At 63.4% G+C, this 24,211-nt stretch carries 19 protein-coding genes; 9 read left to right on the top strand and 10 right to left on the bottom strand.

From position 1 onward, the window contains the following. Nucleotides 1-43: 43 nt before the first annotated feature. Together P3T40_RS34420 and P3T40_RS34415 are read right to left on the bottom strand one after the other, a co-directional pair. Nucleotides 44-220: a DUF3563 family protein gene (locus P3T40_RS34420; protein ID WP_429272176.1), complete on the bottom strand. Its 177-nt coding sequence runs from the start codon at nt 218-220 to the stop codon at nt 44-46. 131 nt (nt 221-351) lie between these two features. Next, nucleotides 352-1,542, bottom strand: coding sequence for an extracellular catalytic domain type 1 short-chain-length polyhydroxyalkanoate depolymerase (locus P3T40_RS34415; RefSeq protein WP_429272175.1), 1,191 nt, complete (start codon nt 1,540-1,542; stop codon nt 352-354). Nucleotides 1,543-1,950: 408 nt separating this feature from the next. Here P3T40_RS34415 and P3T40_RS34410 point away from each other — a divergent pair, with 408 nt between their 5' ends. Then, nucleotides 1,951-2,661 (top strand): phosphatase PAP2 family protein, encoded by a 711-nt coding sequence (locus P3T40_RS34410; protein ID WP_429272174.1) that lies wholly within the window; start codon nt 1,951-1,953, stop codon nt 2,659-2,661. A gap of 88 nt (nt 2,662-2,749) precedes the next feature. Here P3T40_RS34410 and P3T40_RS34405 read toward each other — a convergent pair whose 3' ends face one another. The 3 genes from P3T40_RS34405 to P3T40_RS34395 form a co-directional block, all read right to left on the bottom strand. Further along, a complete protein-coding gene (locus tag P3T40_RS34405) occupies nt 2,750-3,703 on the bottom strand; it encodes a TOBE domain-containing protein (RefSeq protein WP_429272173.1) in 954 nt (317 codons plus the stop codon). Nucleotides 3,704-3,751: 48 nt separating this feature from the next. Further along, nucleotides 3,752-5,377 carry a CHAD domain-containing protein gene (locus P3T40_RS34400; protein WP_429272172.1) on the bottom strand — a complete coding sequence of 542 codons (1,626 nt, stop codon included), beginning with the start codon at nt 5,375-5,377 and terminating at the stop codon, nt 3,752-3,754. 366 nt (nt 5,378-5,743) lie between these two features. Beyond that, a complete protein-coding gene (locus P3T40_RS34395; protein WP_429272171.1) occupies nt 5,744-6,133 on the bottom strand; it encodes a tautomerase family protein in 390 nt (129 codons plus the stop codon). Between the two features lie 98 nt (nt 6,134-6,231). Here P3T40_RS34395 and P3T40_RS34390 point away from each other — a divergent pair, with 98 nt between their 5' ends. Then, nucleotides 6,232-7,086 (top strand): LysR substrate-binding domain-containing protein, encoded by an 855-nt coding sequence (locus P3T40_RS34390; protein WP_429272170.1) that lies wholly within the window; start codon nt 6,232-6,234, stop codon nt 7,084-7,086. A gap of 66 nt (nt 7,087-7,152) precedes the next feature. Here P3T40_RS34390 and P3T40_RS34385 read toward each other — a convergent pair whose 3' ends face one another. Further along, nucleotides 7,153-7,746, bottom strand: a complete 594-nt coding sequence (locus P3T40_RS34385; RefSeq protein WP_429272169.1) for a hypothetical protein — start codon at nt 7,744-7,746, stop codon at nt 7,153-7,155. 132 nt (nt 7,747-7,878) lie between these two features. On the opposite strand from P3T40_RS34385, the gene P3T40_RS34380 reads away from it, so the two are divergent. Beyond that, nucleotides 7,879-8,316, top strand: a complete 438-nt coding sequence (locus tag P3T40_RS34380; RefSeq protein ID WP_429272168.1) for an MbcA/ParS/Xre antitoxin family protein — start codon at nt 7,879-7,881, stop codon at nt 8,314-8,316. Continuing rightward, on the top strand, nt 8,313-9,014 hold the full coding sequence (locus P3T40_RS34375) for an RES family NAD+ phosphorylase (RefSeq protein ID WP_429272167.1): 702 nt from the start codon (nt 8,313-8,315) through the stop codon (nt 9,012-9,014). The genes P3T40_RS34380 and P3T40_RS34375 overlap by 4 nt, the downstream gene beginning before the upstream one ends. A gap of 71 nt (nt 9,015-9,085) precedes the next feature. Here the strand turns inward: P3T40_RS34375 and P3T40_RS34370 are convergent, their stop codons facing one another. From P3T40_RS34370 to P3T40_RS34355, 4 genes are all read right to left on the bottom strand, one after another. Continuing rightward, nucleotides 9,086-9,823: a metallophosphoesterase gene (locus P3T40_RS34370; RefSeq protein ID WP_429272166.1), complete on the bottom strand. Its 738-nt coding sequence runs from the start codon at nt 9,821-9,823 to the stop codon at nt 9,086-9,088. 164 nt (nt 9,824-9,987) lie between these two features. Further along, a complete protein-coding gene (locus P3T40_RS34365; protein WP_429272165.1) occupies nt 9,988-11,430 on the bottom strand; it encodes a c-type cytochrome in 1,443 nt (480 codons plus the stop codon). A gap of 24 nt (nt 11,431-11,454) precedes the next feature. Beyond that, nucleotides 11,455-13,056 carry a GMC family oxidoreductase gene (locus tag P3T40_RS34360; RefSeq protein ID WP_429272164.1) on the bottom strand — a complete coding sequence of 534 codons (1,602 nt, stop codon included), beginning with the start codon at nt 13,054-13,056 and terminating at the stop codon, nt 11,455-11,457. Between the two features lie 156 nt (nt 13,057-13,212). Further along, nucleotides 13,213-13,794, bottom strand: coding sequence for a sugar dehydrogenase complex small subunit (locus tag P3T40_RS34355; RefSeq protein ID WP_429272163.1), 582 nt, complete (start codon nt 13,792-13,794; stop codon nt 13,213-13,215). Here P3T40_RS34355 and P3T40_RS34350 point away from each other — a divergent pair. From P3T40_RS34350 to glgB, 5 genes are all read left to right on the top strand, one after another. Then, complete coding sequence (locus tag P3T40_RS34350; protein WP_429272162.1) at nt 13,793-13,927, top strand: hypothetical protein; 135 nt, start codon at nt 13,793-13,795, stop codon at nt 13,925-13,927. The genes P3T40_RS34355 and P3T40_RS34350 overlap by 2 nt on opposite strands. A 77-nt stretch (nt 13,928-14,004) precedes the next feature. After that, nucleotides 14,005-14,664 (top strand): DUF1345 domain-containing protein, encoded by a 660-nt coding sequence (locus tag P3T40_RS34345; RefSeq protein ID WP_429272161.1) that lies wholly within the window; start codon nt 14,005-14,007, stop codon nt 14,662-14,664. A 409-nt stretch (nt 14,665-15,073) separates the two neighbouring features. Further along, nucleotides 15,074-18,517, top strand: coding sequence for a maltotransferase domain-containing protein (locus tag P3T40_RS34340; protein WP_429272160.1), 3,444 nt, complete (start codon nt 15,074-15,076; stop codon nt 18,515-18,517). Beyond that, a complete protein-coding gene (gene treS, locus P3T40_RS34335; protein WP_429272159.1) occupies nt 18,517-21,984 on the top strand; it encodes a maltose alpha-D-glucosyltransferase in 3,468 nt (1,155 codons plus the stop codon). Before P3T40_RS34340 ends, treS begins: the two co-directional genes overlap by 1 nt. Next, nucleotides 21,977-24,193 carry a 1,4-alpha-glucan branching protein GlgB gene (glgB, locus tag P3T40_RS34330; RefSeq protein ID WP_429272158.1) on the top strand — a complete coding sequence of 739 codons (2,217 nt, stop codon included), beginning with the start codon at nt 21,977-21,979 and terminating at the stop codon, nt 24,191-24,193. The genes treS and glgB overlap by 8 nt, the downstream gene beginning before the upstream one ends. Nucleotides 24,194-24,211 lie beyond the last annotated feature (18 nt).

The raw sequence follows: 24,211 nt of genomic DNA, 5'->3' as shown, positions 1-24,211 counted from the left end.
ATGCCAGAACCCCGGCAACGCCGGCGGTTCGTTCAACTCCAGCTTAGTGCTGGGTCATCCATGCCGGATGACGAACTGCTGCTTCGCGGTCGAGCTTGCGCATACGGAACTCGAGATCGTACAGATCCGTGGCTTCGGCCAGGTAAGCGTCGCTACGCTCTTTAGCCATCTGGTCAGCGGACTTCGTCAGGAACAGGAACAAGCGGCTCAGGAGATACATGGTCAACCTCGAAAAGAGTCTAGGGTTAGTGCCTAGTGGATAACCCGTATTATAGGGAAAACCCTAGGATGTGCCAAGCGCTCTTTTCTGAAACGTTGCTCTACTGCCTCCCATCCTCCTCCCGGCGCCCCCTAAGCCCCGCCCGACGCGGTTCCCGCAGCGGCGGCTTCAGTTTCACGCGCCTTCACGGCGCGTCGTTGATATCTGAAAAACTCCCAGATCAGGGCACTCGCATCCGGCCCTTTGGACGAATGAAACGGCACCGCGTCATCCCCGCCGCTCCACGCGTGGCCCAACGACTGGACGCGGCATAACCGCACCACGCGCCGCCCCCCCCGGACATAGTCGCGCATCACCACGCCCGCTTTACGTTCTTCGCGCATCTCACCGGCTTTCCGTTCGCCCTCGGCATCGACCAGTCTGTTTAAGCGTAAGAACTCGGTCGCCAACTGCTCCGCATTGACGGGCGCGACCACATGATCCGCATCCCCATGGACAATGATGGCCGGCATGCCTGGGTAAGCGGCGACATCGACAGCTTCGTCGACCAGCACCACCGGGTCGTGCCGCGTGCCCCGCCGCATGACATCCATCGCCACAATTCCCGAACGGGCCTCGCCGAACGCCGGCCCGGAATGGAGCGCGACCGCGGCAAACCGGTCCGGGTAGCGCGTGGCGAGCAAGGTTGCCAACCCGGCACCGGCCGACAACCCCGCGACATAAACCCGCTCACCGTCGAAGCCATGCTCGGCAACCAGCGCATCGACCAGCGACACCACCGCGCGTGCCTCGGCACCGCCCGCGGTATCGCTGCTGTCGTACCAGTGCCAGCAACGATGTGCATGAACATGTTTGGACTGCTCGGGGTAGACCACCGCAAAACCGAAACGGTCCGCGAGCAGGTTCATGCGCGTACCTTCGGCGAATTCGTCGATGGATTGCTTGCAGCCGTGCAGCATCACGACCAGCGGCATCGGCGCCGACGCCGTCCCGGGCGGCACGTACAACCCGTATTGCAGATGATTGACAAGACGCCCCGGCGCCGCCGGCGCCGAATGAAACGAGCGCGTCCACGACCCGCTCGCCCAGGCGGCTGCCCGCGGACGGACCCGGGATTCACGGGCGCCCGGACGCGGCGCTTCACGTTTGGCGGGCGAACGGACGGTGGCCGCCGGTTTGACCGGCTTCAGCTTGGCGGACAGTTTGCCCGTGGGCCGCACGGGCCGTGCGGCATTGCGCTTTACGTCTCGCGCGTGTTGAGCCTGGATCGAGATCAGGCGTTTCAAACCGCCCAGCCAGATTTTCGTCAGACTTTTTGCCATTGGATGATAACCTCGCAAAAAGGGACCGAACAGTTCTGTAGAACGGCAGGTCGTTGTGCATTGCACAATAACATCAATCCCGACCCGGTGCTAAGCGCATCGCGCGTCCCAAAATCGCGAATGGGCGCCGAACCGGCACCTGCCGGATTCTCGTTGCCCGTCGCATTGTCAGAGCTTTTTGCGAAGCGTTTCATACGCAGTCATGCTACGCCACGGCATCGGCGCCACCCGCCAAAGGCGGTGCCATAACGTCGCGCTGCAAGCTCCGACGGCTGCTCCCGTCTATACTGACAGTCGTAAGCTTGAAACACGTGCAGCGTGTCTCAATCTTCTGTCGGCCAGATGGATGGCTGGCGCGTTAAACAATCACGGCCCTGATTCTACGCGGCGCCCGTCGCGCTTCTTTACATGCCTGACCTGCCCTTTCACCTTTGGTATTCGATCACCAGCCTCGGCGGCGCGGGTCTGACGCTGCCGCTCGCGATTGCGATCGCGCTATGGCTGGCGCTCGGCTACTCGTGGCGTATGGCAGCGGGCTGGCTGTTGCTGCTGGGTGCGGCGATTGGTGTCGTCACGATCACCAAGCTGGCCTTTCTCGGCTGGGGCGTCGGCGTGCGGGAACTGGACTTCACCGGCCTGAGCGGTCACGCAGCCCTCTCCACCGCTGTCTACCCGGTCGCGCTGTTTCTGATGCTGCTCCCCGCGCGGCCCGCGTTTCGCCTGGTGGGCGTGGTGCTCGGGCTGGCTGCCGGTGTTGCGGTTGGCATGTCGCGGGTGGTGCTGGATGCGCACTCGCCGTCCGAGGCAATCACCGGCTGCATCGTCGGTGGGGTGACCGCGCTGATGTTCGTGCGCTGGTCGTGGAATGCGGAGCCCGGCCGGCTGTCCGCCGTGCCCGTCGCCGTCAGTCTCGTGATGCTGACCGTAGGGCTGCACGGCGTCCATGTGCCGACGCAGCGCTGGGTCACGCACATCGCCCTCAAGGTCTCCGGCCACGACCGCCCGTTCATCCGCGCGCGCTGGAAGGCGGGACACTACAAGTCACCGAGCGCCGCGCCGTTGTCGCAGACGCAAAATACGCTGGCGCCGCCGGTTATGCTGGACGCCGGCGACGCGTGATGCCTGACGCGTGATGCGGTAGCCGGCACTCGCCGCGCCCGAACACTTCGCCTTAGCGCATGCCCGAAGCGGGCGCCTCTTCCCTTGATCAATCGCTCACGCCGAGAATTACGCTTGATGCCTTGAAGGCCGCGATCGCGGGTTTTCCATCGGCAAGGCCAAGCACATCGGCGCTTTCATTCGTGACGACGGCCGTGATGACGATGCCGCCGTCGAGCATCATCGACACCTCTGCATTGACCGCGCCGCGCTTCACGCTGTGCACGGTGCCGCGTAACTGATTGCGCGCGGACAGTTTGAGCGGCGCGCCGCCCTCTTCGACGACCAGCATGACCCACGACGCCTTGATCAGGGCGAACGCCGCCGCGCCTTCCGTTAAGCCAAGGGTTTCCGTACTTTCATGCGTCAGCACCGAGACGATGGTCTGACCGCCCGGCAGCATCAGCGAAACCTCGTCGTTGACCGCACCGCGCTTGATCGAGGCGACCTTGCCGCATAACTGGTTACGCGCACTTGTTTTCATGCCCATTCTCCCGATCAGCGCCCAATCGGTCGCGAACCCGTCGATCGCAGCGCTCGCGCGCTCAAGGAACCGCCGATGTTCGTGTTCGATCGCATGAAACGTGTCGATCAGACGCATCGCGCGCGGCGTCAGCGTCGTACCGCCGCCGCCCTTGCCGCCGGCTGCACGCACGACCAGCGGCTCACCGGCGAGATTGTTCATCGCATCGATCGCGTCCCAGGCAGCCTTGTAGCTCATGTCGACCGCCTTCGCTGCCCCGGTGATCGAACCGGTGTGGCGGATCGCCGCTAGCAGCGCGATGCGCGACGCTCCACCGAGCGTTTGCTCACCGGATTGAAACCACACCGAGCCGCCGAGTTCGAGTGGTTCACCGATTGGGGCTGCGGTACTGGGGGCTGCGGCATTGGCGTCTGCGGCATTGCGGTTCGCCGCGCTGGCGTTCGTCGCACTGGGGTCTAACGCACTGGGGTCTAACGCACTGGGGTCTACCGCACGGGGGTTTGCCGGCTTGGGAGGCATGTTGGAAGGCGTCAGGATGGGCGTTTCATTATAGCGAGACCGCCTTCGCTACCCGCCCGCTCCGCCCGTTATTTTCGGCTTGCGTAACCTGCGCAGCAGGCGCTCGCCTTCCTGCGCCGTGTAGCGTTTCGACGCTTCACACCAACCCTGTGCGAAACCTGACTGGTAAGGCGGCGCATCGATCTGCTGGAGATAGCGCAACGCGACTGCCGCATCGTTGCCGTCGCCGAGTACGGTCTGCATGCGCGCGACGGTCTTCGCGCTCTCCTTGCGTGTTTTCCGTGAGGCGATCGATTCAAAGAACTCGAGCGTATAGCGCAGGTACTTCGCCTGGATGCGTTCCTTGTGGCGAGCGCTCTCGTCAAGCGTCGTCAGTTTCGGTGCGCTAATCAAGCGCTTGTAGTATTTGCGCACGCGCTTTTGCGCATAGGCGCGCAACGACGTATCTGCGGCCTCTTCAGGCGGTTCGCGTGAAGGCAATCCGCTTAGCCATTCAAGCCACACCAAGGCAAGCTGCGCGTAGCGCGCCGAGCCCATGGCTGTTTGTACGCCCTCGCGTGCTTCGAGACGCCGCGCATCGGCGCTCTCGCAGATCGTGATCCAGCGCGCGCCGTCTGTGTCCGCAGCGGCAAGAGCCGGCAAGGTCGAATCGACGAACACGTCCCAGTCACGCGCGTTACCAAGCACGGTGCCCAACCATTTGAGATCCGGTGCGATGCGAGTCTTCCACGCGTCATCCTCCCAATGCCGGAAGATCCGCAGCGCCGTCCTCAGACGCCGCTGCGAGATGCGCATCTGATGGACGAATTCTGTGCTGACAGCATCGCGCACGCCGGCGTCATTGCCGAACCACTGATCCGCCAGGCTATGGCCGATTGCAATCAATGCGGCGTGTGGCGTCGCGATGCCGGCCAGATCAATGGCTGTAGCACGAGCAGGCTCGGCGGCATCGTGCGGGTCGGTGGCGTCGTAGGCGCGATCGAACGCCCTGCGCAAAACCGGAAAGGCCGGCAAGGCGGCGACCAATGTGCAAGCAACCGCGAACAACGCGGTCAACGAGGGGCCGAGTGCGTTATCGGCGAATGGGGTAGTCAGACGAAGTTCGCGGGCGGGTGCCGCGTCGCCTCCGGTAGAAGCGGGAAAGCGATCGAAGACGATATCGACGACGATCCCGTCCGCCGCTGGCCACTGCCATGCATCGCTCTTACAGGCGAGCGTTGTGAGCGGCGCGAGATCGCCAGCATCCGCGAGCAGATCCCTGTGCTCCTCGGGTACGGCTGCAAACGCCGAACCGACCGGCGTGTCTGCATCAAGCGGCGCCTCGTAGAGGATCTCGCGCGCCGTGACGCCCGGGGAGTAGCACTTTTGCTGGCAGACCACGACGCGCCGTCCATCCGGCGACGTCTCGAGCATGACCTGCAAGCCGCCCTCGGCCATCTTTTCGGTCTGTTGAAACCGGGTACTCGTCGTCTGCCTAGTGGCGCTCCGGGATTCGGCGCCAGGCGAGTCCGGGCGCTCTGCGCGCTCAGCTTGCGGGAATTCGTCCAGCGCTTTGACGAGAGCGGCATCGAGCCGCTCCGCCGTGCGGGCACGGCGGCTCCGCTCATGCTGCACGGACCATGCATGCAACGCCGACTGCGGAACATCGAGCACGATTTCGAGGAAACGGCCCATGGACTCCTCATCGTCTGAGCGAACGAGGCCGCGCGCAGAAGGAATAGGCGAAACCTCCTATTCATGTTACATGGACGGCACGCCAAGCGGCTGCATCGCGGTCAATTCGTCTTCAGAAGGGTCAGCGGTTTCGCCGCTCAGCAAATGCGACGTAGGCGGCCACGTTGCGCCTGCGCGAACGCAGCGACGGTCCGCTGCGCATTACCGCGTTGCCGTCGTTTGCATCGCGCTGTCTGGTGCCACGGCTCGGGAAATTCCGCGCGCCGCAGCCGAGCGGCCGGATGTCGCGGCCTTCCGGGCCTGGTTGCTGTCGGAGGCGAAGGCCGCCCGGTCTGCGTCGTAGCGCGTGTCGAAAGGCAACGCGACTCAGACGGCAGGCGCGTATTGCGCGATCCCATTGCCAAACGACCAGTTCTCCTTTGGCACATCCACGAGGTTCACGAACACATCTTCTGGCCGCACGCCCGGACTTTCCGCCAGATGCTCGGCGATCCGCTTGTAGAGCGCCTTCTTCAATTCCACTGTACGCGTGTTGTTCGCGGTGATCTGGATCAGGACGAGGTCGTCGCTGCGGTTGATGTCCAGGTAATGCTTGCCGTAAAAGAAGTTGTCCTCATCGTGCTCTGTAACGACCATGAAAAAGTCGTCCTCCGGCACGTTGAAAATTTCGATCAACGAACGATGGACTCCCTGCGTAAGCGCCTTCCGATAAGCCGCCGGCTTGCCGGCGCGAACTGCAATTCGAGTGAACGGCATGATGAAAACTCCTTTGGAAGAAGATTGAGTACACAGCTTAGGCCGCATCCATCATAATTTACAGCCATCAATGGCTATTTCATTTATTTTCAACCGAAATGAAAGTACTCGATCTCGATGCGGTACGCGCGTTCGTTCTGGTCGCGGATCTGCATAGCTTTACGCGCGCGGCTGACGCGCTCGACACCACGCAATCCGCCGTCAGTCTGAAGCTAAAGCGGCTGGAAGCGCATCTCGGCAAGCAACTGGTCGAACGTACGCCGCGGGTGGTGCGGCTTTCGGCTGATGGCACCGCGTTTCTTGGCGCCGCACGCGACCTGCTGAACGCGCATGAACGCGCGCTCGGCTCACTGTCGGTAGAGCGGCGCAGGCTCGCGCTGGGTTTGAGCGAGCACGTCGCAGGCGGCAATCTGCCGGATCTGTTGGCGAAGCTGAATGCTTACGATCCGAGGCTGGTGGTTGAATTGCATCTCGGCATGTCGGCGGCGCTGCTTGCTCAGTTTGACGAACGGCGGCTCGACGCCGTGATCGTCCGCGACACCCCGGACGACGCGCCGCGTGACGATGCGACCGTGCTGTTCAGCGAACCGCTTGGCTGGCTTGCCGCGCCGCAGTGGCTATTGCGGGTCGGCGAACCGCTGCCGCTCGCGCTGCTCACGGCGCCGTGCAATGTGCGTGCGGCGGCGATCCATGCGTTGGATGAAGCCGGTGTGGCATGGCGTGAGGCGTTCGTCGGCGGCGGGGTGGCCGCCGTTGGCGCGGCGGCTGCAGCCGGGCTGGCCGTGGCGCCCTTGGCGCGGCGGGTGGCGCCGCGTGGGCTGATCGATGTCGGAGTACGACTTGGTTTGCCGAACTTGCCGGAATCGCGCGTGACGCTGCACTCGCGACTGCGCGATCGGCGTTCGGTGGAGACGGTGAAGTTGTTGACGGAGGGGTTGGGGAGCGGGATTTGAGCCGTGTTCCAGGCACGCGCAGCCTCAACGCCAACGCAAACGCAAACGCAAACGGGCAGCGTGCGTTCAGTGCAGGATCGGTGGTAAATCGCGGCTCCCGGCAGCGGAGTTCGCAGATGGGTTCGCCGCCGTATTAGTGGCCATTGTTGCGGCCGGTTGGGTGGGGACTGCCCTCGCCGTCGGGTTCGTCATCGCAACCGCGGCTTGCGTCGCGGCCGGTTTGGCCGCCACCTTCTGCGACTTGGAATGCACCGCCGTCTGGACATGAGCGGCCCCGGAATGCGCCGTGTTGACCACTTTGCTCGGCGTGCCCTTGGAGTTCTTGAGGCGCGCTGTCGTGACCGCCTTACTCGTCGCTCCCTTGGCCCGCGCCGTCTTTACCGCCTTACGCGGCGCACTCTTCGCAGCGAGCCTGGAATGAGGTTTGACCTGATGACCGGCGTGCACCGATGCCTTCTTCGGCTCGACCTTTTGCCGCTTGCTCTTGCCACCCGCCGCTCCTCTGACAGCAACCTTTTTATCCGCAGGCACATGCACCTTGACCTGCTTCGGCGCGTGCCTCGCCTCCGGCGGATTCCACACCTCGGCGTACTGCGCCGCCTGCGCCGATACTGCACAGCACGCTACTGCCGCCGCTACCGCTACTGCTCGCACCCACATCGCCTGCCACTCCTGAACGTCGATTATCTGTCTCGCATATTCCCGCTGGGACGCGATTATACCCAATTCACCCTTGCAATAATCCACATCTGGACTAATATTGATACAAAGTACAGATAAGGACCAACCTCCATGCCACACGCCGCTCTTACCTCCCATGACGACCCGCCTCTGCGCCGGCCCGTCACGGAACCCTCGCTGACAGAAATGTCGGCAGCGGGCCTGCGTGCGTTCTTCAAGATCGCCCGCGACTGGGATCTGAGCGCCGAGGAACAGATCGTCCTGCTCGGCTCGCCGGGCCGCTCGACCTTCTTCAAGTGGAAAGCCGAGCCGCAAACCGCGCGGTTGGGCCGCGACACGCTCGAGCGGCTTTCGCTGCTGCTCGGCATTTACAAAGCACTGCAAATCTTGCTGCCACAACCGGCTGCCGCGGACGGCTGGATCAAGCGTCCCAATAGCGCACCGCCGTTCGGCGGACGCCGTGCCCTTGACCGAATGCTCGCCGGCAATATCAGCGACCTCGTCGCCGTACGCCAGTATCTCGACGCAACGCGAGGCGGCTGGGCGTGACTGAATTGCATTGGCAGGACCGCTGGCGCGTGGCGCCGCTCGACTGGTCGCCCGCGTATCGCGTGATTCCCACGCGTTTTCCGGCAGTGAATCTGTTCGACCGGGTGGCCAACCCCGAAGACTTCGACGCGCTTTACGCGCTCGAGGCGATGACCAACGACCGCCTGCGCACCGAAGTCGGTGAACTCGATCTGGTTCCGCGCGAAGAGCGCCGTTTCGGTTCCGGCTACGGACCGATCATGGCCGCGCTCACGCACCTGAATCCGCTCGGCAGCCGTTTCTCGGACGGCACCTACGGTGTGTTCTACTGCGCCCGTTCACGCGCCACGGCCATTGCGGAAACGCGCTATCACACCGGCCAGTTCCTCGCGGCGACAGCCGAGGCGCCGATGCGTCAGCAGATGCGGTTGTACACCGTGATCGCGAGTGGCGAGGTGGTGGATTTGCGCGACGACGCCTCGCTCGATGCTGCCATCCTCTCGCCGCACGACTACGTTGCCGGACAGTCGCTAGGGCGGGCGGTGCGCGGGGCTGGCGCGCCAGGGATCGCCTATCCGTCGGTACGCGATCCAGGCGGCGAATGTCTCGCGGCGTTCAAAACCGCGCTACTGCGGGACTGTCATCACGCGGCGTATCTGGAATACAACTGGAACGGCAGCGCCGTCGATGTGGTGTTCGAACTGAATCAGGTGGGATAGGCCATCACCGCGCCGCGCAGCCACCGTTGGCGGCTGCAAAATGCGCTCAAGATAAGCTCAAAGCTCGCCGCTCAAGGCAAAGCAAGCGCCGCCGCCCCTTCCGCACGCGCCACCTCAACGGTCACGGACCAGCGTTGCGTCCGGCCCGCTTCGACCATCGTCAGCTTGCCGCCTGGCCCAAACGCGCCCGTATCGATAAACACCTGTGCGCCGATCTGCTGGACGTTGCGCATCGGCGTATGGCCGCAGTAAGTGAGCGACAGGGTGCGCTGCCGGCTGGGGTCGCCGTTGCCCATAGCAAGCTCGCGTCCCCATAGCAGTTGTTGCCGCTCATCTGCAGAAAACTCTCCTGCATCGAGGTCGGCATCGGTTCCGAAGAATTCGGCGTGCAGCACATTGAAGCGCTCGTTGCCGCTGCCGATCACTCGCGCGAGCGGCAATTGATTCAGCCGCCGCGCGTAATGGCGCAGCTTCTCATCGGACAATTGCACCGCCCACGCGCCGCCAATGCCGTACCACCACTGCCGGCGCAAGCGGCCTTCCGCGACGGCGCACAGCGTGTCCTCGTGGTTGCCGAGCACCGCATAGAACCAGGGTTTCTCGAGCAGCGCGAGCGCCTCCTCCGACTGCGTGCCGCGATCGATCAGATCGCCGACCGAAAACAACCGGTCGCGCGACGGATCGAAGGCCACTTCGTGCAGCAAATAGCGCAATGCGTCGACGCAACCATGCAAATCGCCTACGACAAAGTCGCGGCCGGTGCGATTGACGGCATGATGTTCGACAGCGGTAACGAGTGTGGATGCCATGCGACCATAATAGAACGCCAACGCAAAGCGCGTATGCGCGGTTTCTATCTTTTCTCGGATGCTTGTGAGGGCGGCAGCCCCCGCACTTTTGAATCTTTCCCGATCAGGTGGCGCAACCCGGAAAAGCCTGCCGGGTTGCGCCACCTTGGTGCTACGTCAAGCGGTCATTGTTGCTGGGCTCGCAGCTTTGCCACTTGATCGACGCTCACCATCGCCTGCGGGTTGCCAAAGTGTTTGGTCACGTAGTTCGTGATCGCCGCGACCTGATCGTCGGTCAGTTCTCCGTCAAATGCCGGCATCAGCACGTCGGCGTTTTTCGTCGTGCGGCTCACGCCGTGCAGAATCATCATCGCCAGATTGTTCGGCTCGTTCGCGCCGGCCGTTGTGTTGTGAATCAGCGACGGATACGCACCCGGCGCGCTCGCGCCGACCCCTTGCCCGGTCCAGTTGTGACACGAGGCGCAATTGGCGATGAACAGTTGCGCGCCGTTCACGCCCGTAATTTCAGTGCCGCGCAGCGCGGTCACGTCGTTCGCAGGCGTGCCCCACTGATCGCGCGGATGCGTTTCGCCGCCAATGACAGGCGCGACCGAACGCAAGTAGGTGACGATCGAGGCCAGATCCTCGGACATCAAATACTGCGTACTGTCCTCCACCACCTGGCCCATCGGCCCCGCTGCATTGGCTCGGCCCGGCACGGCGCCGGTCGACAGATAGCTGACCAGTTCGTCGTTGCTCCAGTTAGCCACGCCACTGTTCTTCTCGGGCGTGATATTGAACGCGTGCCAGCCGCCTTGGGTCGCGCCAGAGAAGCGGTCGGTAGTTTTCAATCCTTGCAGAATGTTGCGCGGCGTGTGGCATTCCTCGCAGTGGGCCAGCCCTTCCACCAGATACGCGCCGCGATTCCATTCCGCGCTCTGCTTCGGATCGGGCACGAAGCGGCCCTCGTTGAAATTGAACATATTCCAGAACACCATCAGCCAGCGCTGGTTGAACGGGAAGCGCATCTGGTTGCGCGGCGGCGTGTAATGGATCGGCGCGAGCGTGTTCAGATAAGCGCGGATCGCCTGCACATCCTGGTCGGTGACTTTGGTGTACTCAGCGTAAGGGAATGCCGGATAGAGCCGCTCGCCGCCCTTGCCGATACCCTGTTGCATCGCCCGCATGAAGTCGCTATCGGTCCATTGGCCGATGCCGGTATCTGGATCAGGCGTGATGTTCGGTGTGTAGATCGTGCCGAACGGTGTGGCGATCGGCAGACCGCCGGCGAATGGGCGGCTCTTGTCAGCCGTGTGACAGGCCACGCAATCGCCGGCGCGCGCGAGGTATTCACCGCGCTTGACCAGACCGGGATCGGCAACGGCAATGCCGGTGGCCGGCTGGCCAGGCTGTGCAGGCTGCGTTGATTGCGCCGGGTCGTCGGCACGCGCCTGCGCGATCGGCGACTCGTCATCATGGCGCGTCGGTGGATCATAGGCCTCGTGCCATGCGAGGTACAACGCAAACAGCGAGAAAGCAGCCGCGAGCGTCGCCATCCGGATACGGCGGCGGCGCGCGCCCGGTGCAATCGAACCGGCCGGCTGCACGCGAGACGTCTTGTTCGTCATTGTGGCTCTCCGTCAGGGCTCGGGTCAGATCTCACGCTTCAGCTTGTCGGCCAGCTTCAGCGACAAGGCCGCAATCGTCAGCGTGCAGTTCACCGAGGCAGCGGTGGGCATCACGGCGCTACTCGCGATAAACAGATTCGAATGATCGTGCGTGCGGCAGTCTGGATCCACAACCGAATCCGCTGGATCGTTGCCCATGACCGCCGTGCCCATGATGTGATTGTTCGGCGCGAAGGTATCGTCGAACGACACTTCGACGCCGCCGAACAGGGTCGCGATCTGCGCATACAGTTCGCGCGTGTTCGCCGCGCTCTTCTTCACGTAGTCGTTAATCGAGTAGTAGATCTCCGGCTGCGGAATGCCGAGAGAATCCTTGTGATCCGCCGAAGGCACGATGCGGTTCTGCGGTTCGGCCAGATGTTCGTGGAAGCTGTTGATGTTCAGCGTGCGCGCTGCGCGCTCGCGAATCTGCCGGTCAAGTTCGGCGCCGGTCACGCCTTTCTTGATCAGAGCGGCGGTGACGGACAGGGTCGGCACGCCGTTGGAAAGATGGAGCTTCTTGGCCGCGTAATCAGAACGGAACGCGCCGTCGCGGAAGTTCACCACCGAGGTCATTTCCATCGGCCCGCGCCCAGGCCACAGCGGTTCGTTGGCGAGGAAGGTCACCCCCGTGCCCGGATGGTCCATCAGATTGCGGCCCACCTGGTCGGAGCTGTTGCCAATGCCGTGCGGAAATTTATCGGAGGTCGACATCAGCATCAGCTTCGGCGTTTCGATGCCGTTCGCCGCGAGCACGAACAGCTTGCCGCTGACGCGTGTGCTATTGCCGTTCGGATCCTTGTAATGGACCGCGGTAATGAGCCCCTTGTTGTCCGCTTCGACGCGGTACACCACCGCTTGCGGAATCAGCTTCGCGCCCGCCTGTTCAGCCTTCTCTGCATGCACCACGCCGTTATACATGGCGGCGATGGGGCAGATCGGCATGCAATTGTTGTTGCCGCAACAGGTTGGGCGGGCATCGTAAGGGCGGCTGTTGCGGGCCACCGGTTCGGGCACCACCTTGAAGCCTTGCGCGTTGAGCACGTCGCTAAAACGCTGATCCATGTACGACAACGGCAACTGGCTCATCGGATAGGGCTTCGAACGCGGCGAGCCGAGATCGATCGTGCTATCCGGACCCGACACGCCAAGCTGCACTTCAGCGGCGAAGTACCAGGGTTCGAGCGTTTCATACGGATAAGGCCAGTCGCGGCCCACGCCGTACAACTTCTTCAGCTGGAAGTCGGACGGCAACAGCCGCCATGCAGCCGCAGCCCAGTGCCAGGTGGTGCCGCCCACCAGTCGCACGTACTGCGAATTGTAGGGATAGTCGCCTTTCTGGATCAGGTAGTTGTTGGCGGGCGAATACTCGGGGTGAGGAGCGTAGGGCGTCGAAGGATAGGGCGTCGCGAAATCAGACTTGGCGGGTGAATTGCGAAAGTTCTCGACGATCTGCCAACGGGGAATGCGCGGTCCGGCTTCGAGCACGATCACCGATGCGCCGGCCAGCGCCATCTGATGCGCGACCAGACCGCCCGCCACGCCCGAACCGACCACGACAATGTCCGCGGAATTGGAATTTGCCATTGTTGCCCTCTTCTTGTTGTGTCGACCAGAGTTCGCGCTATAGCGCGTTACTCTGGTCTTATGCAACGTAGTTGCACTTATCGTTGCTTGCTGTCTGATGCGTGCCGCAGTCATGGATGACGCGACGTACGATACGTTCGGGAGGCATGCCGTGCTTCAAGCGCCGGCGGGCTTTTGCGTCCAGTAGAACGGCACGTCGCGGCAATACGACGGAATCGTCAGCACATCCTTGACGGGATCGAACATCAGCGCACTTTCGTAGGCCACCACCTGGACACGCGGCATATCGCCGACGAGGCCCAGATACCAGCCACGCATCACTGCGCTGACCGTCTTTGCGAGCGCTGGCTGATCGGTTTGCAACGCTTGTGTCACCGTGTCCGACGGTACGCCGCCGTGGCTTTGCAGCCAGGTATTGAGGGCAACGACGTTCTGTGTGAACTGGTTGTCGGCGCTGGAGAGCGCATCGTAGACACGCTTGCCGAGAACCGGGTTGAAGCTGGTTCGGCCGGTCAAATGTTGCGAAAGCGCGAGGAAGGCGTCGAGACCGCCGCCTGCGGGCGCATCGGCATAGGCCGGCGTGAGTCCGAACAACGTCCCGAAGCGCCCGGCGCTCGTGAACGCCAGCGCGGCAGCCGCCGCGCATGCGCCTAGCAGCCATGTGCGGCGGCCGGCGGAATGGGCATGCGTCACCTCGCGGTGCGCAGCGTTCTCATCTTTTTCCTGGACATCTGTCATGGGCGCTCCACAGATGATGAGTCAATTTCAACCGGCGAGCCCGCAAGCCAACGGCATGCTGCCGCTGCGGGTGATTCCGGTTGTCCGCCCCAAACCTGGTCTGCGCCGCTCAAGCGGTCTCGTTCGCGAATGAAAGCCCAACGCAAGGCCGTTGCGAGAGACTTGCGGAAAGACTATAGCTCATACAGGACCACCTCACCTTAACCGCCCATGCCATCGAATATTTATCCACAGGTTCTACGCAACCGACCGCGCATGGTCGCCGCGCTCGCAATCGGTATCATCGGCGCCGTCGTGGTGCCCTCGCACATGAGGCCGATGGTACGCGTGCTGGCCGCGTGGGACCTCGCGATATGGTCATACCTCGTGCTCATCTGGGTGCACATGGCCAAGGCCCATGAGGACGAGGTCCGCGAATTCGCGCAACGCGACGACGAAAATGCCGGCGTCGTGCTGTTCGTGATCTGCCTCGCAACCCTGGCAAGCATTGCGGCCATCGTCCTCGAACTGGCGTCGGCAAAAAACCTCGGCGCCGCATCGACGCTCGCGCACTATCTGCTGACCGGTCTGACGATGTTCGGTGCATGGTTCATGATTCCGACCATCTTCACGCTGCATTACGCACGGCTCTACTACGCCAATCCGGACGAGACCGCGCTGCTGTTCCCCGATCGCAAGCTGCAGCCGAACTATTGGGACTTCCTGTACTTCTCGTTCACGATTGCGGTGGCGTCGCAAACTTCAGATGTGGTGCTCCGATCACGCTCGATCCGGCGTGCCGCTCTGGCGCAGTCGATCCTGTCGTTCTACTTCAACGTGGCCGTACTCGGCCTGTGCGTCAACATCGCGGCCGGACTACTCGGTTCGTGATGCAAGCGGTGGCCGGCAGCAGTCCCCCGGTAGGCGCTGTCGGCAATACTCGCCCCCTCGATGTAAAACCCGCTTGCCGACCACCCGCTTTGCACGCTGACTGAGCGCCGGACGCAGCGGCGCCGCGCCCGCCCACCCGCCTTTCCCCTCCTTTTCGCCCGCCACTCACCCCGCTGGCACAACGCTTGCTCGATGTTTCGCGTTTATCTGGTCCAGAACCGCGTGACTGGCGCATGCGCGTGCTTAGTGCTAGTTACTGTCCGACGGGCAGTCGATCTTTGCACTACATTGACCAGTAGCGCGCTGAATTTCTAAAAGCGTGCGATATCCGGCTCTGGAAGCCCCAATGAGCGGTGTGATCGCATCTCGATGCATCCACAACGCGGCAGGACGAATCTGGAAACGACCGATGGAACCTTCACAAAGGTATGCGCCGCGGATCTATTTTCTCCACTCTCTCCTGGTCGGGCCGCTCGACGCATGGCCTGCGCAGTTCGCGCACGCCGCCGCGTTAGGCTTCGACCATGTCCTGATCGGCGCGTTGTTTCAGCCCGGACGGGCTGGGCACGCGCAGATTGTCAGCGATCACCGTCATCTGCACCCCGTATTCGAGGCGCAGCAAGGCGCCCCCGAAGCGTTGCGCAGCCTCGCCGGCTCCGCGCGTCAACACGGCCTGAGCCTGTTGGCCGACTTGGTGATCGACCGGGTCGCGGCGGACGGCACGCTGTTCGCCGAGCATTCGGACTGGTTCCATCCGTTCGAATCGGAGGAAGCACGGCTCGATCCGCGCCATGCGCATCGTGAGGACAACGTTGCCTATGTGAATTTCGGCAACGAAGGCAACACGGCCGCGCTGCTCGACTGGTGGACCCGCGAACTGCTCGCGCTTGCCGAAGCCGGCGTGAGCGGCTTTCGCTTCGATTCGCCGCACCGCGTGCCGGCCGCCTTCTGGCGCCAGCTTGGTGCAGCCGTGCGGGCGCAGTATCCAGACGTGCGCTTTCTCGCGGCGACGCCCGGTCTCGCGCGTGGCGATCTGCTGCATCTGGAAGGGGCGGGCTTCGACAGCGTGTTTTCTTCCGTGCGTTGGTGGGACTTCCGTGCCAGCTGGCTAACGGACGAGCATGCCGCGCTGATTCGTGTCGGCGCGCCAATCTCCTTTCCGGAAGCGCCCTACGGCACCCGTCTCGCCGCCGATTTCGGTGACGCCCACGACGCCTCGATGCTCGAACGCGCATATCGTCGCGCGCTGTTCACTGCGGCCGCAACCGGCACAGGCTGGCTGATACCGATGGGCTTCGAATACGGCATCGCGCAACCGATGTCCTATGCCCGCGGCCACCATGCACCGTTCGCCGAGCTGTCCAGGGCGCCGCGCTTCGACCTGTCCGAGCCCATCAAGCACGTGAACGCCGTCATGCGCGGTTCCGAAGCCCTGCAAAGCGTGGGCGAGTTGCGCGCGCTCAGCGGCCCGAGCGCCCCTGCGGCCGTGCTGCTGCGCGGCGATAACCTCGATCTGCGCGACAGCCAGCAAGCGACGCTGATCGTCATCAATCCGGACCTCAGCATGCCAGTGCGGGTCGATCCCGCACGCTTTCTCGCCGGTGTGCCGGGCAACTTCACCCGCTTCGTGCCGCTCGATGCCCCGGCACACGCGACGCCTGCCACCCTGCTCCCATTCACGCTTGCGCCAGGTGCATGCCGTCTGTTCGGTGCGCTAGCCGACAAGCCGGTGCGGCTTGCGCCGCCCATCGACAAGGCGGGCAGCAAGCGCAGCGGCCGCAAATCCGTCCTGGAGGCCATTGCCGCGCCGCGCGTGGCGATCGAAAGCGTGACGCCGTCAGTGGACTATGGACGCTTCGTCGTCAAACGCACGGTCGGCGAGCGCGCCGAGGTCATGGCAGCGATCTTCGCGGAAGGGCATGACAAGATCGCCGCCGCCGTGGTGTGGCGGGCGGCCGATGAAACCGCCTGGCACGAAGCCCCGATGCTCCCCGCGCCGCCCGCCGGCAAAGACCTGTGGCATGCCCGCATCCCACTCGAACGGGTGGGCCGGCACGAATTCACCGTGATCGCATGGCGCGATGACTTCGCGTCGCTGGTCGAGCACGTGCAGAAGAAGCTGAAGGCCGGGCAAACCGTCGAGCTTGAAATCGACGAAGCCAACCACCTGTTTGCGCTAGTGCTGGCCGAAGTGGAAACGGTGGAAGGCGCCGTGACCGAGCCGCTTGAGCATATCGTCAAGGTCTTCTCCAAAGCGGATCTCGATACGCGAATCGCGCTACTGCTCGCGCCCACCACCGCCAAAGCGATGGCCGCCGCACGCCACCGGCCGTTCCTGACGCGCGACCCGGTGATCTATCGGATCGATGCCGAACGGACCGCCGCGCGCTTCGCCAGCTGGTACGAAATCTTCCCGCGTTCGATGAGCGACGACGAAGCGCGGCATGGCACCTTCGCGGATGTCACGAAGAAACTGCCGCGCATCCGCGATATGGGTTTCGACGTGCTGTACTTCCCGCCGATCCACCCTATCGGCCTCGCCAACCGCAAAGGCCGCAATAACACGCTGAACGCGCAGCCGGGCGACGTTGGCAGCCCGTACGCGATCGGCGGCGCGGAAGGCGGTCACACGGGCGTCCACCCGCAATTGGGCACGCTCGACGACTTCAAGCAGATGCTCGCCGCCGCGCACGAGCATGGCCTCGAGATCGCGCTCGACTTCGCAATCCAGTGCTCGCCGGATCACCCTTGGCTGAAGGAGCATCCCACATGGTTCGCATGGCGGCCGGACGGCACGCTGCGCTATGCGGAAAATCCGCCGAAGAAGTACCAGGACATTGTCAACCCGGATTTCTATGCGCACGACGCCAAGCCCGACCTCTGGCTCGCGTTGCGCGATGTGATCCTGTTCTGGATCGAAGCGGGCGTGCATATTTTCCGCGTCGACAATCCCCATACGAAACCGCTGCCGTTCTGGGAATGGATGATTAACGACGTGCGCGCCCGCCATCCCGATACGATCTTCTTCGCCGAAGCCTTCACACGGCCGCGCATGATGTACCGGCTCGGCAAGATCGGCTTTTCGCAGTCGTATACGTACTTCACGTGGCGCGAATCGAAGCGCGATTTCACCGAGTATCTGACCGAACTCACGCAGACCAATATCCGCGAGTACTACCGGCCGAATTTCTTCGTCAACACGCCGGACATCAACCCGCGGCATCTGCAGTCCTCGGGACGCTCCGGCTTCCTGATTCGCGCAGCGCTCGCGGCGACGCTGTCGGGCCTGTGGGGTGTGTACAGCGGCTTCGAGCTATGCGAAGCCGCTGCGCTGCCCAACAGCGAGGAATACCTCGATTCCGAGAAGTATCAACTGCGCGCATGGGACTGGAATCGGCCCGGCAACATCGTCGGCGAAATCAGCGCCTTGAACCGGATTCGCCGCGCGAATCCCGCGCTGCAATCGCATCTGGGCGTCACCTTTCTGACGGCGCACAATGACCACATCCTGTTCTTCGAGAAAGCGACCGAAGCGCGCGACAACGTAGTGGTCGTCGCCATCAATCTCGACCCGTTCAGCGAACAGGGCGCCGACGTGGAGCTTTCGTGGGCAACCTTTGCCCACTGGCACTTGCACGATCATGCAGCGCTCGAAGTGGTCGACCAGATGACCGGCGCGCGCTTCGAGTGGTACGGCCGCTGGCAGCACGTGCGGCTCAATCCCGGCGCGATGCCGTTCGCCATCTGGCGCATCGCGCCCGTTGGCGGACTGCCAGCCGAGCCCCCTAACGCAGACGACGAAAGCGGCAGCCATGCAGACGCTGGCTACCAACCCCCGACCGAAGGTGCGTAATGAAACGTGACGACCCGACCGAGAGCACGTCGCAAGCCCTGGCCACAGACGGCGAAGTGGCTAGCAGCAGACGCGCCGCGAAAGCGAAGCCGGCAAGGCGCGGCAAGGTATCGACGCTGAGCGACGACCCGCTCTGGTACAAAGACGCGATCATCTATCAGGTGCATATCAAGTCGTTCTTCGATGCCAATAACGATGGCGTCGGCGACTTTCCTGGCCTCATTGCCAAGCTCGACTACATCGCCGAACTCGGCGTGAATGCGATCTGGCTGCTGCCGTTCTATCCGTCGCCACGGCGCGACGACGGCTACGACATTGCCGACTATCGCAATGTGCATCCGGACTACGGCCAGCTTTCCGACGTGAAGCACTTCATTCAGGAAGCGCACGCTCGCGGCATTCGTGTGATCACCGAACTGGTTATCAACCATACGTCAGACCAGCACCCGTGGTTCCAGCGCGCGCGACTTGCGAAGCCCGGCTCGAACCATCGCAACTTCTACGTGTGGTCCGAGACGGACCAGAAATACCTCGGGACGCGGATCATCTTTATCGATAGCGAGCCGTCGAACTGGACCCACGATCCGGTTGCGGGTGCGTATTACTGGCACCGCTTCTACTCGCACCAGCCCGATCTGAATTTCGACAACCCGGCCGTGCTGAAGGAAGTGCTGCAGGTCATGCGCTTCTGGCTCGACATGGGCATTGACGGGCTGCGTCTCGATGCGGTGCCGTATCTGGTGGAGCGCGAAGGCACCAACAACGAGAATCTGCCGGAAACGCACTCGATCCTGAAGAAGATTCGCGCCACCATCGACGCCGAATACCCGAACCGGATGCTGCTCGCCGAGGCGAACCAGTGGCCGGAAGACGTGAAGGAATATTTCGGCGACGAAGACGAATGCCATATGGCGTTCCACTTCCCGCTGATGCCGCGCATCTATATGTCGATCGCCAGCGAAGACCGCTTTCCGATCACCGACATCATGCGGCAAACGCCGGACCTGGCGGAAACCAACCAGTGGGCGATTTTCCTGCGCAATCACGATGAACTGACGCTCGAAATGGTCACCGATTCCGAGCGCGACTATCTGTGGAATACCTATGCGAGCGACCGCCGCGCGCGGCTGAATCTCGGTATCCGGCGCCGTCTTGCGCCGCTGATGGAGCGCGATCGCCGGCGCATCGAGCTGATCAATTCGCTGCTGCTGTCGATGCCCGGCACGCCGGTGATCTATTACGGCGACGAACTGGGCATGGGCGACAACATCCACTTGGGCGACCGCGACGGCGTGCGTACGCCGATGCAATGGTCGTCAGACCGCAATGGCGGCTTTTCACGCGCCGACCCGGAGCAACTGGTGCTGCCGCCGGTGATGGGCTCGCTGTACGGTTTCGACGCGGTGAACGTGGAAGCGCAGAGCCGCGATCCGCACTCGCTGCTGAACTGGACCCGCCGCATGCTCGCTACGCGGCGCGCGAAGCAGACCTTCGGGCGCGGCACGATCCGCTTCCTGAAGCCGGCCAACCGTAAGATTCTCGCGTATCTGCGCGAGTTGCCGGGAGAGCCGACCATTCTGTGCGTCGCGAATCTATCGCGCGCGCCGCAAGCGGTTGAGCTCGATCTGTCCGAGTTCAATGGGTCCGTGCCGATCGAAATGACCGCGGATTCCGTGTTCCCGGCCATCGGCCAGCTTACCTATCTGCTGACGTTTCCGCCCTATGGCTTTCTGTGGTTCCTCATCTGTCCGGGCACTCAGCGTCCGACCTGGGCACAGGCGCACTCGGAGCCGCTGCCCGAATTCGTGACGATTGTGATCCGCGAAGGCCAGGTCGGCCCGACGCCGGAAAACGTTCGGCTGCTCGAATCCGAAGTGCTGCCTTCGTGGTTGAGCCGGCGCCGCTGGTTTGCGTCTAAAGATCAGCAGTTGAAAGCGGTACACCTTGCGGCACTCACGACGATCCCGAACGGCGGTTTCGCCTTCACCGAGATCGAAGCGGACGTCGGCGATCACACCGAACGCTACGTGTTGCCAATCGCGATTACGTGGGGCGGCGAAACCACCACGCCGCTCTTCATGCAACTGGCGCTGGCCCGCGTGCGCCGCGGCCGCAATGTCGGTCATCTGACCGACGCGTTCGCCCTGCCGATCTTCGCGCACAACGTCTTGCGCAAACTGCGCGAACGCGCGGTGGTGCCGACGGTGCAGAAGAGCGAAATCCGCTTCATTCCCACCGATCGTTTAGCCGAACTCGACCTCGGTGAACGGCCCGAAATACGGTGGCTGGCGGCCGAACAGAGCAACAGTTCGCTGATCATCGCAGATGCAGTGGTGCTCAAGCTCGTGCGGCGGCTCGTAAGCGGCATCCATCCCGAAGCGGAAATCAGCCGGTATCTCACGAAGATCGGTTACGCCAACACGGCGCCGCTCTATGGTGAAGTGGTACGCGTCGACCCAGCTGGCGTGCCGCATACGCTGTGTATCCTGCAAGGCTTTATTGATAATCAGGGCGACGCGTGGAACTGGGCGCTCGATTATCTGCGCCGCACGATCGACGACCTCGCGCTCGCAGTCGATGCCGACGACGCCGTGCCCGATCGCGAGAAGGAAGCGCAGGCCATCGACGGCTACCGGAGCATGGCCGCCATTATCGGCAGGCGTCTGGGCGAGCTGCATGTCGCGCTCGCCTCGCCTTCCGACGACCCGGCGTTCGAGCCCGAAGCCGCCACGCCCGAGCAGGTGCAGGCGTGGACCGAGGGCACGCTTGCCTTGCTCGCCTCCGCGCTCGACCTGCTCGCGCAACGCGTCGATCAATTGACTGACGATACACGGGAACTGGCCCGTAGCCTGCTCGAGCGGCGCGAGGCGTTGACTGACGCCGTCGCGAAGCTGGTGCCGACCGACGCGGGCGCGTTGCGTACGCGCATTCACGGCGACTTCCATCTGGGTCAGGTGCTGGTTGCGCAAGGCGACGCGTATCTGATCGATTTCGAGGGCGAGCCGGCGCGTTCGCTCGAAGAACGTCGCCAGAAGTCGAGCCCGATGCGCGACGTCGCGGGTTTGCTGCGCTCGTTCTCGTATGCCAGCGCAGCCGCGCAATCCACCACGGAAAGCGCGCCGCAACAGACCGCCGATCGCAAGCGCGCGTTGTTCGACCGCTTCCGCGGCTACGCGGCCGAAAGCTTCCTCTCGGCGTACCGCGACGCGGTTGCCGAGGCTGCCCAGCCGCTCGTCGCACCAGAGTCGGAGCAGGCGCTGCTCGACCTGTTCCTGATCGAAAAGGCCGCCTACGAAATCCGCTACGAGGCCGCCAATCGTCCGACATGGCTCAGCTTGCCGGTGCGCGGTCTCGCCGCGCTCGCGAGCCGGCTGCTCGGCGACACGGGCACTCCCCACCACGATCCATCGGCGTCCGGCTCTGCCGGCGCCATACCGCCTAACCCGGCTGAGGGCGATTATGAGTGAGTACGATCCGACCGCCGGCCTGCAACCGCTCGATCTCGACGCGCTAGTCGAGGCACGCCATCCCGATCCGTTTTCGCAACTGGGCATGCATCAGGGCGACGCGGGTGTAGAAGTACGCGCGCTGCTGCCGAATGCCGCGCACGTCACCGTGATTGCGCGCGCCGATGGTGCGACCCTCGGCGAGTTGCAAAAGATCCATCCGAACGGGCTGTTCGTCGGCCGCGTCAACGCGGCCGCGCCGTACCGGCTGCGCATCGACTGGCATGGCCACGTGCAGGAAATCGAGGATACCTATTCGTTCGGTCCCGTGCTGGGCGATGAACCCTTGCACCGGCTGGCTCACGGCGATCCGTACGCGGTGCTCGAATGTCTCGGCTCGCGCCCAATGGAGTTCGATGGCGTGCCCGGCGTGCGCTTTGCCGTGTGGGCGCCGAATGCGCGGCGCGTCTCGGTGGTCGGTGACTTCAATTCGTGGGACGGACGCCGGCATCCGATGCGCCTGCGTCATCAGGCCGGCGTGTGGGAGCTGTTCGTGCCCCGCGTCGGCCCGGGCACGCGCTACAAATACGAACTGCTGGCCCGCGACGGTCATCCGCTGCCGCTGAAGGCCGACCCCTGTGCCATGCAAACCGAGCGGCCGCCCGCTACCGCGTCGGTCGTCGCGCATGTGGACGAGATCGAGCAGTTTCCGTGGACCGACGACGCCTGGATCCAGTCGCGCGGTGCCAATCAGACGCCGCGCTCGCCGATCTCCATCTACGAAGTGCACGCCGAGTCCTGGCTGCGCATCGCGGAGGAAGGCCATCGCAGTCTCGACTGGGCCGAGTTGGCCGACCGCCTGATCCCCTACGCGCAGGGCATGGGATTTACGCACGTCGAATTCATGCCGATCGCCGAGCATCCGTTTGGCGGCTCGTGGGGTTACCAGCCGCTGGGGCAATTTGCGCCGTCGGCGCGCTTCGGCAAACCCGAGCAGTTCGCCCAGTTCGTCAACCGCGCACACGAAGCCGGTCTTGGCGTGATTCTCGACTGGGTGCCGGCGCACTTCCCGAACGACGCGCACGGCCTGATCGACTTCGACGGCACGCCGCTCTATGAGCACTCGGATCCGCGCGAAGGCTATCACCAGGACTGGAACACGATGATCTACAACCTCGGCCGCAACGAGGTGAGCGCGTTCCTGATCGCTTCGGGACTGGCCTGGCTCAAGCGCTATCACGTGGACGGCCTGCGCGTGGATGCGGTCGCCTCGATGCTATATCGCGACTATTCGCGCGCCGCGGGCGAATGGGTGCCGAACATCTACGGTGGGCGCGAGAATCTTGAATCGATTGCGTTTCTCAAGCGGCTGAATCACGAGGTCGGCTACGTGCCGGGCGTGCCTGGCGCGATCACGATTGCGGAAGAATCGACGGCATGGCCTGGTGTGACGGCGCGAGTCGAAGACGGCGGTCTCGGCTTCGAGTTCAAGTGGAACATGGGCTGGATGCACGACACGTTGCACTACATGCACGAAGACTCGGTGTACCGCCGCTACCATCACCACAACATGACGTTCGGCATGGTGTACGCCTATTCGGAGTGCTTCGTGCTGCCGCTCTCGCACGACGAGGTGGTGCACGGCAAAGGGTCGCTGCTGGGCAAGATGCCGGGCGACCGTTGGCAACGCTTCGCGAACCTGCGTGCTTATTTCGGTTTCATGTGGACCCATCCCGGCAAGAAGCTGCTCTTCATGGGCGGCGAATTCGGACAGATGGCGGAATTCGACCACGACGGCTCGGCACACTGGCATCTGCTCGACGATCCGCTACACCACGGCGCGCAAAAACTGGTGCGTGACCTGAACCTGCTCTATTGCGACGAACCGGCGTTGTACACGCTCGATTGCGAACCTGGCGGCTTCGAATGGCTCATCGGCGACGATGCTGAGAACAGCGTGTTCGCCTACCGGCGCGTCGACGGCGCGGGCCGCGAACTGGTGATCGTCTGCAACTTTACGCCGGTGCCACGCCTCGGCTATCGCCTCGGCATGCCGCTCGCCGGACGCTGGAGCGAAATTCTCAACACCGACGCCAGCGTGTACGGCGGGTCGAACCTCGGCAACGGAGGGCTGATCCACACCGAGGACGTCGCGAGTCACGGCAAGCCGCAATCGGCCTCGCTGATTCTGCCGCCGCTCGCGACAATCGTGCTGCGCGCCGACACGTGACGCGAAGCCGACGCACAG

Source organism: Paraburkholderia sp. EB58 (assembly GCF_050436665.1).
GTDB lineage: Bacteria > Pseudomonadota > Gammaproteobacteria > Burkholderiales > Burkholderiaceae > Paraburkholderia.
The sequence above is the reverse complement of the archived record's forward strand: the minus strand, read 5'-3'. Positions and strand labels throughout refer to the sequence as shown.